We start from the raw sequence: 13,939 nt of genomic DNA on the forward strand, positions 1-13,939 counted from the left end.
CTCGCTAGAATGTCTGCGTCGATTGCCACAGACCGGCGGCTTCGCGCGAGTTCCAGATCTCGACGATCTTGCCGTCATGGACGCGGAAGATCTCGATGCCGCTCATCGTATAGGACTTGCCGCTGGTCTGCGTGCTCCAGCCGTTCCACGCCACGGTGACCATCGGTCCTTCGACGACCCGCACCGCCGTCTCGAAGCGCAGCACGGGGCAGAGATCCAGCAGCTTGGCCAGGCGCGCCATGGACTCGGCCAGCGACAGCTGCTTCACCTCGCCCGGGGCGTGCCGCCAGGTCGGGTCGGCGATCAGCTCGGGCACGAGGTCGAGCCGGCGCTGGTTGTAGAGCACGTCGAGATAGGTATCGACGACCTGCACGGCAGTCCTGGTCATTCAGCGGCCCCTCTGGTCGCGGTCCTGGCCCGCCTCGCGCGGATGCGCGTAGGGATGCCATTTGATCTCGGACGTAGTTTCGCTGGCCGCTTGCATCAGCGCCAGCCCCTGACGATAGGCGGCGATCAACCGGTCCTCGGCGGCATAGTCGAACGGATCGCCCAGCGCCCGCTCGATATCGCCGCCGGGCGCTGGCGGATGATCGACATACCAGCGCACGGTCTGCGCCAACGCGGTGCGCACATCCAGCACGTCGCGATAGCCCAGCTCGGTTCGGATCCGGGTCAGGTCGAGCAGCTGGTGGCCCAGCGGCGAGAGCACCATCGCCTTGAGCGTGCCGGCGACGTCGTAGGGCACGGGGATGATCTCGACCTTGCGGTCCAGGGTGCCGGCGATCACCTCGACGATCTGTCCCAGGGTGAGCTGCTCGAGGTCGCCGCAATTGTAGACGCGACCGGCCGACACATCGGGCCTGTCGACCGACAGCAGCACGGCGTGGCCCAGATTGCCGGCCCAGCCGTGGGTCGACAGGCTGAGCCCATAGTGCGGCAGGATGATTTCGCGCCGTCCATCGAGCAGGCGGCGGATCACCGACCACTCGCGCGGCCGGATCTGGTAGGGGCCGTAGACGTAGGGATAGCGGAACACGGTGGCGGTCGGGTGGTGCGCCAGCACGGCCTGCTCGGTCTGCGCGATCAGCCAGGCGAAGCGCTGCTCGGTTTCGCTGGCGACGACGGGCGCGTCCTCGGGCACCGGGCTGCTCATCCCCGGCGGGTCGAGCGCATAGGGATCGACCCAGCCGCGGTAGGCGGCGTAGCCGCCGATGCCGATGAAGCGACCGGTGCGGCCTGCCAACGCGGCGGCCAGCAGGCGCACGCGGCCATAGGTGGCGATCACCAGGTCGAACGTGCGGCCGGCCAGCGCCTGATCGATGGTCTCGGCGAAATGCGGATCGCCGTGGATGTGCTCCACGTCGTCCGGGATCTCCGGGATCTCGTGCGTGCCGCGGTGGAAGATCGTGACCGTGTAGCCGCGCTCACGCAGGCCGTTCACGATGAACGGCCCGGTCGGTCCGGTGCCGCCGATGACCAGGGCGCGCATGCCTCAGGCCACCGCGCGGCGCCGCTCGGCAGCCTTGTCCCAGCTCTTCAGGACCGGCAGCACTTCCTTGGCGAACAGGCGCAGCGACTGCTCGGCCTTGGCATAAGGGATGCCGCCGAAGCGGAACGAGGTCGCCAGCTCGAACGAGCCCAGCAGCTTGCGGCGTGCTTCCAGGGTGGCCAGCACATCATCGGGCGTGCCCCAGGCGGAGGCCTGCATGAAGCCCTTCAGGAAGCCGCTTTCGCCGATGCGGCGCAGCACCTCGGCGGCCTGCGCGTAGGCACCGTAGCCCTTGGTGGTGGCGAAGTGGCTGCCCATCACCTCGTAGTGCTCCAGCACGCTCTCGAGGTACGTCGCCATGTGCTGGGTGGCGAGGTCTTTGGCTTCGTCGTGCGTGGGCAGGCAGACGCAGTAGTCGCAGGTGAGCGGCGGTGGCGCGGCAACACCATGCAGCTCCTTGTACCGCGTGCGATGCTTCTCGATCGACGGCAGGCGGTGGTCCCACGAGCGGTCGGCGAACATCACCATGGTCGCCTTGATCTGCGCCGCCGATTCGATGGAGTCGTCGCTGGAGGCGACGGCGTAGAGACGGTCGGCGAAGCTGCGCTCCGGCTTCGGGCGGATCGGAATGCGCGGCTGCGGATAGAACTTGCCGTTGCCCTCGATATAGCCCGTGCGCAAGGCGTCGAGGATCATGGCGGCCGCCTCGTCGAAACGTTCGCGCGATTCGTCCATGGCGATGCCGCGGAAGGCGGCGAACTCGCGGCGCGACAGGCCGCGGCCGATGCCGAAGCGCAGGCGGCCGCCGGCGAGATGATCCAGCATCGCGATCTTTTCGGCGACCCGCAGCGGCTCGTTCCACGGCAGGATCACGGCCGCCGTGCCGACGTCGGCGTTCTTGATGACACCCGTCACGTACGACAGCAGCTGCGTGTTGTCGGGACAGAACGAGTAGTCGAAGAAATGATGCTCGACCGACCAGACGACGTCGAAGCCCAGCTCGTCCGCCAGCCGCGCCAGGCGCAGCTCCTCGTCGACCACCTGGCTGTCCTTGATATCGGGCCAGCCGTGGCTGGCGAATACCATCTGAATGCCGACGTCCATGGCGCGTCCTCTCCTGTGTCTCTGATGATAGAGGTATTATAATCTAAATTAAATTAGAATATCAAACGATTTGTCATGGCCGGACAATGGGATTTCAATGGCGTCAAGGCACAGGAGGAAACCGCCATGGACAAGCGATATGCCGCGCTGATCCAGGATGATCGCGTGCACGGCAGCCTGTACACCGATGCCGACGTGTTCGCCGACGAGATGGACCGCATCTTCCGCCGCGGCTGGGTCTTCGTCGGGCATGACTCGGAAATTCCCAAGCCCGGCGACTGGGTGACGCGCCAGGTCGGGCGCGAGCCGGTGATCATGGTGCGCGACCGCGAAGAGACCATACGGGTGCTGGCCAACCGCTGTGCGCACCGCGGCAACCGGCTGTGCTGGCGCGAGGCGGGCCACGGCAATGCGTTCCAGTGCATCTACCACGGCTGGACGTTCGGGCTGGACGGCAGCCTGCGCGCCGTGTCGCACAAAGCCGGTTTCGAACGCGACCGCGCCGAGATGCCATTGGACCGCGCCGGGCAGGTCGACCGCTATCGCGGCTTCGTGTTCGCCAACATGTCGGGCGATGCCGGACCGCTGGGCGATCATCTCGCCGCCGGCGGCCAGGATCTGATCGACCGCCTGTGCGATCTGTCGCCGACCGGCAACATCCGCCTCAGCGCCGGCTGGATCGGCCACCGCGTCGAATCGAACTGGAAGATGTGGCCCGAGAGCGACAGCGACGGCTATCACCTCGATTTCGTGCACGCCTCCATGCTGCGGGCCCAGCCCGACAACTACTACCACGACACGGTGATCGGCGGTGAGCAGGCCAACGTCTCGCGCGCCGTCGATCACGGTGGCGGCCATGTCGAGCTCGACCTGCGGCCCAGCTACGCGCGCGAACTGGCATGGCTGGGCGTCGGCCGTGACAGGGTCGGCGCCTACTGTGACGCGATGGTGGCTCGGTACGGTCAGGAGCGCGCCGACCGCCTGCTGTGGGACGGCCCGCCGCACGGCTTCATCTTCCCCAACCTGTTCCTGGGCGAGGTGAACGTGGCGCGCATCGATCCCGTCGATGTCGGATCCATGGTGCATGCCCACACGGTGATCCAGCTCGAGGGCGTGGACGATGCCCTGAACCGCCGTCTGCTGCGCCAGTCCGAGGCGGCGCTGGGTCCGGCCAGCTTCATCGTGCCTGACGACGCCATCATTGCCGAGCGCATGCAGCTGGGGTTCCAGGGATTGCGGCCGCCGTCGAACGGCGATGCGCGGCGCGGCTGGATCGATCTCAGCCGCGGGCTGTCGCGCGAGCAGCGCCAGGCCGACGGCACGCGCACCGGCCATGTCAGCGACGAGGTGACCAACCGGGCGTTCTGGCAGCACTACCGCCACGTGATGGAGCGCCGGGCATGAACGTCGCTGACGTACCCGAGCCTCTGCGCCGCGAGATCGAGGCGTTCCTTTATCTCGAGGCGCGCCTGGCCGATGAGTCGCGCTACGCCGAATGGGAAGCGCTGGTCACCGACGACATGCACTATTGGGTGCCCAAGGGCGCCGCCGACTACGACCCGGCCGATCGGCTGTCTTACATCAACGACAATCGGGCGCGGCTCGCCACGCGCATCCGCCAGCTTGCGACCGGCCTGCGGCACGCCCAGACACCGCCCTCGCCGATGCGCCGCATCGTCTCCAACATCGAAGTGCTGGCTGCCGATGACATTGCCGGCACGTACACCGTGGCATCGAACTTCGTGCTTTACGAACTCGCCGTGCAGTCCGGTGCCACGCTGCGCATCTGGCCCGGCCGCGTCACCCACCGGTTGCGCCGTGTCGATGGCGCACTGCGCATGTCGCAGAAGATCGTCGAACTGGTGACGGCAAGTGTCGCCCAGCCGAACCTGGCATTCTTGATCTGACCTGGGAGCGCGGGCGTCTCGCCCGCATCAAGCGTTGCTTCCGCCCAACAAGAGCGGGCCGGAGGCCCGCGCTCCCAGGATCTATCTGACGCTTTCCGCCACCGCCGCGTTGATGGCCGTGTGCAGATGCACCAGTGCTGGCTCGATGCGGCCGTAGACGAGTTCGGGCAGGGCACCGGACTCCAGGTTCTTCTGGATGCGCACCATCTGCTGGAAGTCTTCGGTCTCGGTCACTTTCAGCAGAATGTCGAGATTCTTGGTCCAGTGGTTCAGCGCCGCGGCGTCCTTCGGCGGTTCCGGCGCGAAGATGCTGGTGGCGACCTCCACCGTGTTGACGTCGATGGGCGTCAGGCGCCACAGCTCGATGTGGTCGAGCTGGTAGACCAAGAGCGCATTGGGCACCAGGAAGTACTGCGTCGTCGAATAGGGCAGCAGTTTCCATTCGCTGCGCGGCTTGTCCTTGATCTGCTCGACGACGCTCTTGCGCAGCCCGATGGTGCGCGAATGGGGACCGAAGGCATCGAAGATCAGGTCGCACAGGAAGTAGGGTGCGATCGTGGCCTTGTGCAGGAACCGGATGTGATAGGCCTCGGTGAAGGTATCGAGGACCATCTTCCAGTTCATTTTCCAGCTGTTGGTGCGCGTTTCGACGTGCACGTAGTCAGCCAGTCCATAGTCGGCCAGGTCATCGCCCAGGCCGCACAGCAGCGTATCGACGTCGAACGGCTCCGTGCTGGTGGGGTGAACGAAGATCAGGCCGTGCTTCTCCGCCACAGCCCGCTGGTGCAGATCGCAGTTGACGGTAACGTCGTCGAAACCCTGCGCCGCCGCCGGACGGTGCACCAACTGACCGTCGGTGTTGTAGGTCCACGCATGATACGGGCAGACGATGCGCCGCAGGCCGCCGGTGCCGCGCCCCTCCAGCAAGGTCGCGCCGCGATGGCGGCAAACGTTGACCATCGCCCGCAGGCTGCCGTCGGTCTGGCGCACGACAACGATCGGCACGCCGCCCAGGTTGGCGGTGAGATAGGCACCCGGCGTGGTGCATTCGCCGCTCAGGCCGACCAGTTGCGGTCGGTCGCGGAACAGCACCTGTTTCTCGCGCGCGAAGCGGGCAGGATCGGTGTAGGCCGACGCCGGGTTGCGCATGCTGGTGGGTCCGTAGGTCCACGGCAGATTGGGATCGACGCCCACCAGCCGGTCCAGCAATTCGATCTGTCGTTCGTGGCGCATGGCCTGACTCCTGAAGCGGATGTCGTTACAACGGAATCATGCTTCTGGGAGCGCGGACGTCCCAGGTCCCGATTGAGCGCAATTCGCTCTAGCGGGGCATGACGAAGCCGCCGGACACGCTCATCACCTGTCCGGTGAGCTGGCGGGCGCGGTCGGACGCGAGGAACAACACCGACCAGGCAATGTCGACCGCTTCCGAGCGACGGCGCAGCGGCATGCGCGACTCGATGTTCTGGACTTCCTTCGGCCCCATGCCGATGTCGATGCTCCACAGGCTGCCGTCGCCGACGGCGTCGGGCGCGGGGACGACCAGGCCCGGCGCCACGGTATTGGCCCGGATACCGTAGCGGCCATACTCCAGAGCAACGGTCCGTGTGAAGGCGAGCACGCCGGCTTTCATGGCGCCGTAGTCGGCCATGCGGAATTCGCCGAAGCCCGCGTCGCTGGCGATCGACACGATGGCGCCGCCGCGCCGATCCACCATGCCCGGCAGCACGGCGCGCGTCACGTTCAGCGTCGAGAACAGGTTGAGCTGGAATGCCTTCTGCCAGCGCTCCGGTGGCAGGTTGAGAAAGAACTCGGCCTTGCCGTTCCAGCCGACGTTGTTGACCAGCACGTCGACGGCACCCTGGTCGCGCTCGACGGCCGCAATGGTCGCCGCCGTGGCGTCGACGTCGGTGACGTCGAGGTCGTAACCCGAGGCATGACCGCCGGCACCCTTGATCTCTTCCACCGTCTTGCGGGTCTGCGCCGCGTCACGATCGAGGATCGCGACACGAGCGCCTTCGCGTGCGAATTCCTGCGAAATCGCGCGCCCGATGTTCGATGCGCCGCCGGTGACGACGACAGTTTTGCCGGTCAGGCCGAGATCCACGATGGCTCTCCCTTGGTTCGAGTGTCTACGCCAGCTGCAGGCGCTGTCGCGCCATGTCGACCAGGCGGAACTTCTGCACCTTGCCGGTCGCCGTGGTCGGCAGCTCTGCTGCGTCGAGGAACAGCACGTGCTTGGGAACCTTGAAGCGCGCCAGCCGCTGGCGGGCGAGCTCGATCAGCTCCTCCGCCGAGACGCTGGCGCCGGGTGACAGCACGATCCAGGCACAGCCCATCTCGCCCCAGCGATCATCCGGCACGCCCACGGCGTAGGTCTGTGCGACGGCCGGATGACTGGACAGCAGCTCCTCGACCTCCTTGGGCGAGACCAGCTCGCCGCCGGACTTGTAGAGCTCCTTCGAGCGGCCGGTGAGCTCGATATAGCCGTCCGGCCGTACGCGGCCGAGGTCGCCGGAGCGCAGCCAGCCGCCGGGCAGAAACAGGGCTGCCGTCTCGGCCGGTTTGGCGAAATAGCCTGATGTCGACGTCGGGCCGCGCGAGCACAGCTCGCCGACGCTGCCCGGCGGCAGATCCTCGCCGGTGAGGGGATCGACCGTCTTGTACTCGGCGAGGATCCCGCCGTGCTCGGCCATGCCGGCAGCGCCGGCATCCATCAGCCGTCCCACGGTCTGGGCCACGATCGACAGATCGTCGTTCGGCGCCGTCAGTGTCGTGGCCGCGCCGACTTCGGTCATGCCGTAACCGGTGAAGACTTCCTGGATACCCAGCCGGTCCTTGAGCTGCTGCCAGATGCGGACCGGCGTGGGCGCGGCGGCGGACAGCACGGCCTGCAGGGACGACAGGTCAAAGCGGGCGATGTCGGGGTGTTCGACCAGCGCGACGCTCATCGTCGGCACCGCCATCAGATAGGTGGCGCGATGACGTTCGATGCCGGCGAGCGTAGCAGTCGCATCGAAGATCAGCTGCGGAATGATGGCGCCGCCGACGAACATCGCCGCCAGCAGACCTTCGACCAACGCGAAGGCATGATACAGCGGCAGCGAGAAAAGCGTGCGCCGTCCGTCCTCGAATGCCTGGTGATAGGCGCCGGCATAGGCCGAGCGCGCCAGGTTGTCGTGGGTCTGGATCACGCCCTTGGGCAGCCCCGTCGTGCCGGACGTGTACATCACCACGGCGGGATCGAGCGCGCCGGTCGGATTGGCTGCCAGCGGCACGGTGTCGGTGGTGCCGCGCGCCTGGAGTGCTTCGAGCGATCGAGGGCTGGCGTTGTCGCCACCGTGCACGATGATGGAGCGCAGATGGGGAAAGGCCGTTTGCGCGCCGGTACGCCAGCCCGGCGCGACCTCGTCGAACGCGGCGAGGTAGTCGAGGCCGCGGAACGAGGCCATGGTGATGACCACGCGGCATTCGGACTGGCCGACGACGTAGGCCAGCTCGCGTGCCTTGAAGAGGAAGTTCACGGGAATGGCAGCTGCGCCCAGGTGCCAGATGGCGAACACCAGCGGCACGAAATCGGCGTGGTTGGCCATGACCAGTGCGACCCGATCGCCGGCGCGCACACCCTCGCCGCGCAAGCCGCGGGCCAGCACGTCGGCGCGCGCGGCGACGTCGCGATAGGTCAGCGTGGCGTCGTCCGTCAGGACCATCGGCCGGTCAGGATGACGTGCCGCAGCGTCTGACAGAATGGTGTCCAATGTGGCCGGCTGCCAGGTCGGATAGCGTGCCGCCAGCGCTGCGCGCCTCTGCGCCATCGGTTCGAGCAAAACCTTCCTCCCGTCGATATTGGCAATATTCTATTTCAAATTAGAAAAATGACGCAAGCATTTATTGCCCGACCGAAGCGCGAAAATCGGTCAGAATGTTCCTAAAGTGAATTAGAAATTATGTTGACGCAATGTCGATCTGCCGGGCAGATAGACTTGCACGCATCGCAGGGAACGACATGAACGAGCCAGCCAGGATGACCGCCCGCTTTGCGACGGGCACAGCGATTGTTGCCGGTGGATCCGGCGGCATCGGCGCCGAGATCTGTCGGGTGTTGGCACGGGCCGGTACCGACGTGGCGCTCACCTACCACAAGAACCGCGACCGGGCCGAAGCCGTGGCAGCCAGCGTGCGTGCCGAAGGTCGTCGTGCCGAAGCGGTGCAGGTGGATCTGACCGACGACAAGGCCGTGGCGCGTTTCGTGGCAGGCGCGGCAACGGCGTTCGGTGGCATTCACACGGCGATCTATGCCGCCGGTCCCTACATCAATATGCGCCATATCAGCCGACTGGAGCCGTCGCTGTTTCGTGACACGGTCGGCACCGACGTGTTCGGCTGCTATCACTTCCTGCATGCCGCCCTGCCGCATCTGCGCCAATCGCGCGGTGTTGCCGCTGCGCTGGCAACACCGGCGGTCCGTCGTTATGCGGTCAAGGACGTGCTGTCCGCCGCACCCAAGGCCGCGATCGAAGCGGTCATCAAGGGCATCGCCGCCGAGGAGGGACGCTTTGGCATCCGTGCCAATTGCATCGGCGTCGGCGTGATCGAGGACGGGATGTATCACGCGCTGCTGGCCACGGGCGACTTCGATGACCGCTTCCTGCAGGTGACGCGCGACACCGTTGCCTTGCGACGCCTCGGCTCGGCCCGCGAAATCGCCGACGCCGTCGAATTTCTGGTTTCGGATCGGGCCACGTACATTACCGGCCAGACCCTGATGGTGGATGGCGGGTTCGCCATGTAGCGGCGCGGCCGACGGAGGCATGACCATGAGTGACCTGGAACGATTGATGGCGTTTCTGGCGCAGTTGCCGGCCGAGGCGACACTCGGTGCCAAACGCAAGGCCTACGATCGTGCCGAGAAGGCTTTCCCCCTGCCCGAGGGCGTGACCGTCCAGTCCTGCAACGACGGTGGCGTCGCGGGCGAGCGCCTCATCGTGCGCGATGCCGTCGACGGGCGGCGGTTGTTGTACCTCCATGGCGGCGGCTACGGCATCGGCTCGCCGCGCTCGCATCGCCATCTGGCGGCGGCGCTGGGCGTTGCCGCGCGTGCCGAGGTGTGGCTGCCGGATTATCGCCTGGCGCCGGAGCATCGGTTTCCCGCGGCAGTGGACGATGCGCTCGCCGTCTATCGTGCCGTGCTGGCTGGCTCGTCGCCGGACCGCATCGCGATCGCGGGCGACTCGGCCGGCGGCGGCTTGACGGTTGCGACCGTGCTGGCGGCCCGCGCCGCAAATCTCAAGCTGCCGGCCGCGGCCGTCTGCCTGTCGCCGTGGGTCGATCTCACCTTCGGCCCCGATTCACCGGTGGCGCGTGCGGCGCATGCCGATCCGCTGGTCAAGTTCGATGAGATCTCGGCCTATGCCCATGCCTATCTCGGCGACACGCGGGCCGACGATCCGCTGGCATCACCGATCTTCGGTGATCTGAAGGGACTGCCGCCGTTGTTGATCCACGCCGGCTCGACGGAAGCGCTGGTCTCCGATGCGACCCGCCTGGCGGAAGCCGCGCGCGGTGCCGGGGTTGATGTCACGTTGGAACTCGGTGAGGGTACGCCGCATGTCTGGCACTGGTTCTGGCCACGCCTGGATCTGGCGCGCGATGCCATCAAGAAGGTCGGGGTGTTCCTGGATGGTCACCTGGCTGGCGGGAAGGCGGCGTGACGCGCCATGGCGTGACCGACCCTCACGCTGAGGAGACTCCATGAACGAGGTTTCGCCGCCGGTTTCGGCCGCATCGACGGCGCCCGATGACGTGCTCGACACGGTGTTGGCGCAACGCTACAGCTGCCGGGGGTTCCTGCCGCAGCAGGTCGCGCGGCCGACGATCGAGCGCATCCTGGAATTGGCGCAGCGCACGGCGTCGTGGTGCAATGCACAGCCCTGGCAGGTGACCGTGGCGTCGGGCGCGGCGACCGATCGCTTCCGTGACGCGCTGTACCGTCACGCCACCAGCAACCCGGCCGACGCCGACATCCCGTTTCCGCGCGAGTATCGTGGCGTCTACCTGGCGCGTCGGCGCGAGTGCGGCTTCCAGCTCTATGACAGCGTCGGCATCAAGCGCGGCGATCGCGAGGCGTCGGGACGGCAGGGCCTGGAGAACTTCCGGCTGTTCGGCGCGCCGCACGTGGCGATCGTCACGTCGGACGAGGCGCTGGGCGTGTATGGCGCCGTGGATTGCGGCGCCTATGTCAGCACCTTCTGCCTGGCGGCCCGCAGCGTGGGCGTCGCCACGATTGCCCAGGCGGCGATCGCCTCGCAGTCCAAGTTCGTGCGCCGCCATTTCGGTCTCGGCGACGATCGTCTCGTCGTCTGCGCGATCTCGTTCGGCTACGAGGATGCGGCGCATCCCGCCAACGGCTTCCGCACCCGCCGCGCCGCCGTGGCGGAAACCGCAACCTGGGTGGATGCGTAGTTCCCTCTCCGGCGTGCGAGAGAGGAACAAAAGAAAGGCCCGCGTGCGCGGGCCTTTCTGAACAACAACGCTACTGGTGAAGACTTAGGCGGCCGGGGCTTCCGGCTTGGCGAACACGGTGCGCACGGCCTTGTCGCTGTCGGCATAGCTCTTGCGGATCACATCGGCGGTGGCGCGGAACTGCTCGACATTGGCCTTGCCGTAGTCGCGCAGGAAGTCGAGCTGCACGCCGATGGCGTCGCCCAGGCACTTCGCGCCGGCCAGCTTCTGGACCATGCCCAGCGTCGACTCGACGTTCTGGTAGGCACCCTGCATCAGGCTGCGGCCGACCAGGGCATAACCGTTCACCGACACATTGACGGCATCCTGCAGCGCGGTCGCGACCTTCTCGGCGCCGGAGTGCACGCTGGCGGCACGATCCTGGGCGGAGGCGGCGGTGCGCTGAACGAAATCACGCGCGGCGGTGGGAATCTGGTAGAGGGCGTCGATCGCCGTGGCGGCGGGATTGGTCGTCTTGTCGGTCATGTCAGTCTCCATCCTCTCGATGAGCTATGGGTTGCATCCCGTCCAAAGCGGCCCGGGTGATGCGTATATACATTGTCTTATATTGCATTGCAACATAAATTGTGCAGCGCAATATGAATGTTGCTGAAAGAAGTGAAACGCCAGGGATTACAGAGCGTTAGTGAAGTCTGTCTGCCATCATGCCAAGCGGTTGAGCCACCATGACCGTCGTACCTTCCGATTCCACGGACCTTGATGCCGACCGGCTGCGTAGCCTGCGCCGGACCAAATGGACGGCCACCGGCCTGCTGGTGCTCTGTCTGGCAGTGCTCCTGGCAGCACGCCCTCTGGCGCGTGACAGCGTGCTGTTCGGTTTCGTGGTCGCCTTCGCGGAGGCGGCACTCGTGGGCGGCCTGGCCGACTGGTACGCCGTCGTGGCGCTGTTCAAGCGGCCACTGGGGCTGCCGATCCCGCATACCGCGATCATCTCCCGCAACCAGGCGCGTATCGGCGACAGCCTGGGCGACTTTATCGTCCGGCACTTCCTGGCGGCCGAGACGGTGTCGGCCAGAGTGCAGGAAGTCGACTTCGCGCGCCTGATCTCGGAATGGCTCAGCGACCGCCAGCGCAGCGATGATCTGGCGCGCTTCATTCTCAAGATGCTGCCGCAGGCCATGTCGTCGATCGAGGGTTCAGGCCTGCGGCCGTTCCTGGCCCGGCGCGTGGTGGATCAGCTGCGCGGTGTGGAGATGGCGCCACTCGCCGCCGGCATTCTCACTGCCTTCACCCATGATCGCCGCCACCAGCGCATTCTCGACGAGCTGCTCTCCGTCCTGCGCCAGATCCTCGGCAACCCCGAAACGCTCGACGCGATCCGCGACAAGATCCGCAACGAGCTGCCAACCCTGTTCAACCTGTTCCGCGCCGATGCCTACGTGCTGCGCAAGCTGGTGGGCTCGATGTCGGCCTTCCTGGAAGAAGTGGGCAAGGATGACGCGCATCCCGTGCGGCACGAATTCGATCGCTTCATTGCCGGCTTCATCACACGGTTGCGCGAGTCACCGGACTATGCCGAGCGCTTGGACAAATTGAAGACAGACCTGCTGGCGCGAGCGGAAATCCGCGATTTGGCCGACGGCATCTGGGAAAGCCTCAAGGCGTTCATCGATGAACAGGCGCATGCGCCCGACTCGCTGATCCAGGCGCCGTTGCGCAACCTGCTGATGGAAATCGGCCGCAACCTGCAGGACGATCCACTGCTGCGCGGCGACATCAACCGCGGCATGGCGTCGGTGATCGAGACCTTCGTGGCGACGCACAAAGGCGCCATCGCGCTGTTCATCGCCGACCAGGTGAAGTCGTGGGACGTCGACCAGCTGATTCGCATGTTCGAGCTGAATGTCGGCAAGGACCTTCAGTACATCCGCTTCAACGGCACGCTGATTGGCGGCTGCGCCGGCGTGGCGCTGCATGCGCTGGAACTGGTGATGTAGAGGCGCCGTCATCCCGAGCGCCCCTTCGGCAGGCTCAGGAGAGGGATCTTCCGCGAGTGGCGCACCGTGCGTCTTCCGCGAAAGATCCCTCGCTGCGCTCGGGATGACGATCTTGCTCAATCCGGTCGGGTGGGGTCCGGGAAGACCATCGCGCGCCAGCCGGTGCGCTGGAACGGCTGCCAGCTGCCTTCGGGCTGGGCCAGGCGCTCGGCCACGGCATAGATGACCGCGGGGTTGTGGCCCAGGCCGCAGTGGCTGCCGGGGACCTCGATGTTTTCCGCCTGCGGGCCGGGCTGTTCGCGGCAGTTCTGCCAGGCACAGATGCCGTCCGAGCGGCTGTAGATCGCCGTCACCGGTACCGGCGGCGGTTGGCGCAAGGCGTGGACGAAGGCCGACTCGTGATCGGCGACCTTCTCGCCGCTGACCATTTCGAACACGCGCCAGGCATTTGTCGCCTTGGGGTGCCCGGCGAACGGACTGCCCAGGGTGATCACCGTGCGCACCGCCTCGGGCATCTCCTTGGCCAGCTCGCGGGCGAAGATGCCGCCCAGGCTCCAGCCCACCAGGCTGATCTTCTGACCGTAGCGCTGGTGCAGTTCACGCAGGCGGACCTGCATCATGGCCTGCACGCCGGGACGGGGGCCGAGATTGCGGCCCATGCCCCAGCCGTGCGCCTTGTATCCCTGGCCGTTGAGGAAGCCGCGCAGCGGGCGGGTCGAGACATCGCTGGCGATCAGCCCGGGCAATACCAGCACGGGATGGCCATCGCCGCGCGGCGCCAGGGTCAGCATCGGCAATGACGCGGCGAACGCGCCCAGTTCCCACAGGGCTCGGCCTTCGAGCATCAACAGAGCGCGTGACGGTGGCTGAATGGCCTGAGCGGCGACCGACATCCGGTGTGTCCTATCGTTATGTTGGCTGGGCGACCCGGGGGTGGGTCGGAAAGACCACACAGACACTACTGTTACATAAATATGAAG

The 13,939-nt window shown here is 66.4% G+C and carries 14 protein-coding genes; 6 read left to right on the plus strand and 8 right to left on the minus strand.

The genetic code is table 11. From position 1 onward, the window contains the following. Positions 1 to 4: 4 nt before the first annotated feature. Genes FQU96_RS02310 through FQU96_RS02320 form a run of 3 tightly spaced genes read right to left on the minus strand, consistent with a single transcriptional unit; the run spans position 5 to position 2,593 of the window. Positions 5 to 388 carry an ester cyclase gene (locus tag FQU96_RS02310; RefSeq protein WP_146539215.1) on the minus strand — a complete coding sequence of 128 codons (384 nt, stop codon included), beginning with the start codon at positions 386 to 388 and terminating at the stop codon, positions 5 to 7. Next, the gene (locus FQU96_RS02315; RefSeq protein WP_146539216.1) at positions 389 to 1,489 is read right to left on the minus strand and encodes an NAD(P)H-binding protein; all 1,101 of its coding nucleotides are present in this window, start codon (positions 1,487 to 1,489) and stop codon (positions 389 to 391) included. A 3-nt stretch (positions 1,490 to 1,492) separates the two neighbouring features. Beyond that, the gene (locus tag FQU96_RS02320) at positions 1,493 to 2,593 is read right to left on the minus strand and encodes an LLM class flavin-dependent oxidoreductase (RefSeq protein WP_146539217.1); all 1,101 of its coding nucleotides are present in this window, start codon (positions 2,591 to 2,593) and stop codon (positions 1,493 to 1,495) included. A 126-nt stretch (positions 2,594 to 2,719) separates the two neighbouring features. Between FQU96_RS02320 and FQU96_RS02325 the strand changes: the two genes are divergently transcribed. Next, on the plus strand, positions 2,720 to 3,997 hold the full coding sequence (locus FQU96_RS02325) for a Rieske 2Fe-2S domain-containing protein (RefSeq protein ID WP_178130263.1): 1,278 nt from the start codon (positions 2,720 to 2,722) through the stop codon (positions 3,995 to 3,997). Beyond that, on the plus strand, positions 3,994 to 4,500 hold the full coding sequence (locus tag FQU96_RS02330) for an aromatic-ring-hydroxylating dioxygenase subunit beta (protein ID WP_146539219.1): 507 nt from the start codon (positions 3,994 to 3,996) through the stop codon (positions 4,498 to 4,500). Before FQU96_RS02325 ends, FQU96_RS02330 begins: the two co-directional genes overlap by 4 nt. Before the next feature lie 81 nt (positions 4,501 to 4,581). Here the strand turns inward: FQU96_RS02330 and FQU96_RS02335 are convergent, their stop codons facing one another. From FQU96_RS02335 to FQU96_RS02345, 3 genes are all read right to left on the minus strand, one after another. Continuing rightward, positions 4,582 to 5,733, minus strand: coding sequence for an aromatic ring-hydroxylating dioxygenase subunit alpha (locus FQU96_RS02335; RefSeq protein WP_146539220.1), 1,152 nt, complete (start codon positions 5,731 to 5,733; stop codon positions 4,582 to 4,584). An 88-nt stretch (positions 5,734 to 5,821) separates the two neighbouring features. Further along, entirely contained in the window at positions 5,822 to 6,607 is a 786-nt protein-coding gene (locus FQU96_RS02340) for an SDR family NAD(P)-dependent oxidoreductase (protein ID WP_146539221.1), read from the minus strand. A 25-nt stretch (positions 6,608 to 6,632) separates the two neighbouring features. Next, a complete protein-coding gene (locus tag FQU96_RS02345; RefSeq protein WP_218574575.1) occupies positions 6,633 to 8,315 on the minus strand; it encodes a class I adenylate-forming enzyme family protein in 1,683 nt (560 codons plus the stop codon). Between the two features lie 209 nt (positions 8,316 to 8,524). Here FQU96_RS02345 and FQU96_RS02350 point away from each other — a divergent pair, with 209 nt between their 5' ends. Genes FQU96_RS02350 through FQU96_RS02360 form a run of 3 tightly spaced genes read left to right on the plus strand, consistent with a single transcriptional unit; the run spans position 8,525 to position 10,962 of the window. Beyond that, positions 8,525 to 9,292, plus strand: coding sequence for an SDR family NAD(P)-dependent oxidoreductase (locus FQU96_RS02350; protein WP_146539223.1), 768 nt, complete (start codon positions 8,525 to 8,527; stop codon positions 9,290 to 9,292). 25 nt (positions 9,293 to 9,317) lie between these two features. Beyond that, positions 9,318 to 10,211, plus strand: coding sequence for an alpha/beta hydrolase (locus tag FQU96_RS02355; RefSeq protein WP_255467796.1), 894 nt, complete (start codon positions 9,318 to 9,320; stop codon positions 10,209 to 10,211). Between the two features lie 40 nt (positions 10,212 to 10,251). Further along, the gene (locus FQU96_RS02360) at positions 10,252 to 10,962 is read left to right on the plus strand and encodes a nitroreductase (protein ID WP_146539225.1); all 711 of its coding nucleotides are present in this window, start codon (positions 10,252 to 10,254) and stop codon (positions 10,960 to 10,962) included. A gap of 84 nt (positions 10,963 to 11,046) precedes the next feature. Here the strand turns inward: FQU96_RS02360 and FQU96_RS02365 are convergent, their stop codons facing one another. Continuing rightward, positions 11,047 to 11,487, minus strand: a complete 441-nt coding sequence (locus FQU96_RS02365; RefSeq protein ID WP_178130264.1) for a phasin family protein — start codon at positions 11,485 to 11,487, stop codon at positions 11,047 to 11,049. Positions 11,488 to 11,687: 200 nt separating this feature from the next. Between FQU96_RS02365 and FQU96_RS02370 the strand changes: the two genes are divergently transcribed. Beyond that, positions 11,688 to 12,959, plus strand: coding sequence for a DUF445 domain-containing protein (locus FQU96_RS02370; protein ID WP_146539227.1), 1,272 nt, complete (start codon positions 11,688 to 11,690; stop codon positions 12,957 to 12,959). Positions 12,960 to 13,075: 116 nt separating this feature from the next. Here the strand turns inward: FQU96_RS02370 and FQU96_RS02375 are convergent, their stop codons facing one another. After that, on the minus strand, positions 13,076 to 13,852 hold the full coding sequence (locus FQU96_RS02375; RefSeq protein WP_146539228.1) for a triacylglycerol lipase: 777 nt from the start codon (positions 13,850 to 13,852) through the stop codon (positions 13,076 to 13,078). Between the last annotated feature and the right edge of the window lie 87 nt (positions 13,853 to 13,939).

The organism is Reyranella sp. CPCC 100927, assembly GCF_007859315.1.
Taxonomy (GTDB): Bacteria; Pseudomonadota; Alphaproteobacteria; order Reyranellales; family Reyranellaceae; genus Vineibacter.

Coding starts and splice junctions, on each gene's coding strand:
- FQU96_RS02310 (WP_146539215.1), bottom strand. CDS start 388: ATGACCAGGACTGCCGTGCAGGTCGTCGATACCTATCTCGACGTGCTC.
- FQU96_RS02315 (WP_146539216.1), bottom strand. CDS start 1,489: ATGCGCGCCCTGGTCATCGGCGGCACCGGACCGACCGGGCCGTTCATC.
- FQU96_RS02320 (WP_146539217.1), bottom strand. CDS start 2,593: ATGGACGTCGGCATTCAGATGGTATTCGCCAGCCACGGCTGGCCCGAT.
- FQU96_RS02325 (WP_178130263.1), top strand. CDS start 2,720: ATGGACAAGCGATATGCCGCGCTGATCCAGGATGATCGCGTGCACGGC.
- FQU96_RS02330 (WP_146539219.1), top strand. CDS start 3,994: ATGAACGTCGCTGACGTACCCGAGCCTCTGCGCCGCGAGATCGAGGCG.
- FQU96_RS02335 (WP_146539220.1), bottom strand. CDS start 5,733: ATGCGCCACGAACGACAGATCGAATTGCTGGACCGGCTGGTGGGCGTC.
- FQU96_RS02345 (WP_218574575.1), bottom strand. CDS start 8,315: ATGGCGCAGAGGCGCGCAGCGCTGGCGGCACGCTATCCGACCTGGCAG.
- FQU96_RS02350 (WP_146539223.1), top strand. CDS start 8,525: ATGACCGCCCGCTTTGCGACGGGCACAGCGATTGTTGCCGGTGGATCC.
- FQU96_RS02355 (WP_255467796.1), top strand. CDS start 9,318: ATGAGTGACCTGGAACGATTGATGGCGTTTCTGGCGCAGTTGCCGGCC.
- FQU96_RS02360 (WP_146539225.1), top strand. CDS start 10,252: ATGAACGAGGTTTCGCCGCCGGTTTCGGCCGCATCGACGGCGCCCGAT.
- FQU96_RS02365 (WP_178130264.1), bottom strand. CDS start 11,487: ATGACCGACAAGACGACCAATCCCGCCGCCACGGCGATCGACGCCCTC.
- FQU96_RS02370 (WP_146539227.1), top strand. CDS start 11,688: ATGACCGTCGTACCTTCCGATTCCACGGACCTTGATGCCGACCGGCTG.
- FQU96_RS02375 (WP_146539228.1), bottom strand. CDS start 13,852: ATGTCGGTCGCCGCTCAGGCCATTCAGCCACCGTCACGCGCTCTGTTG.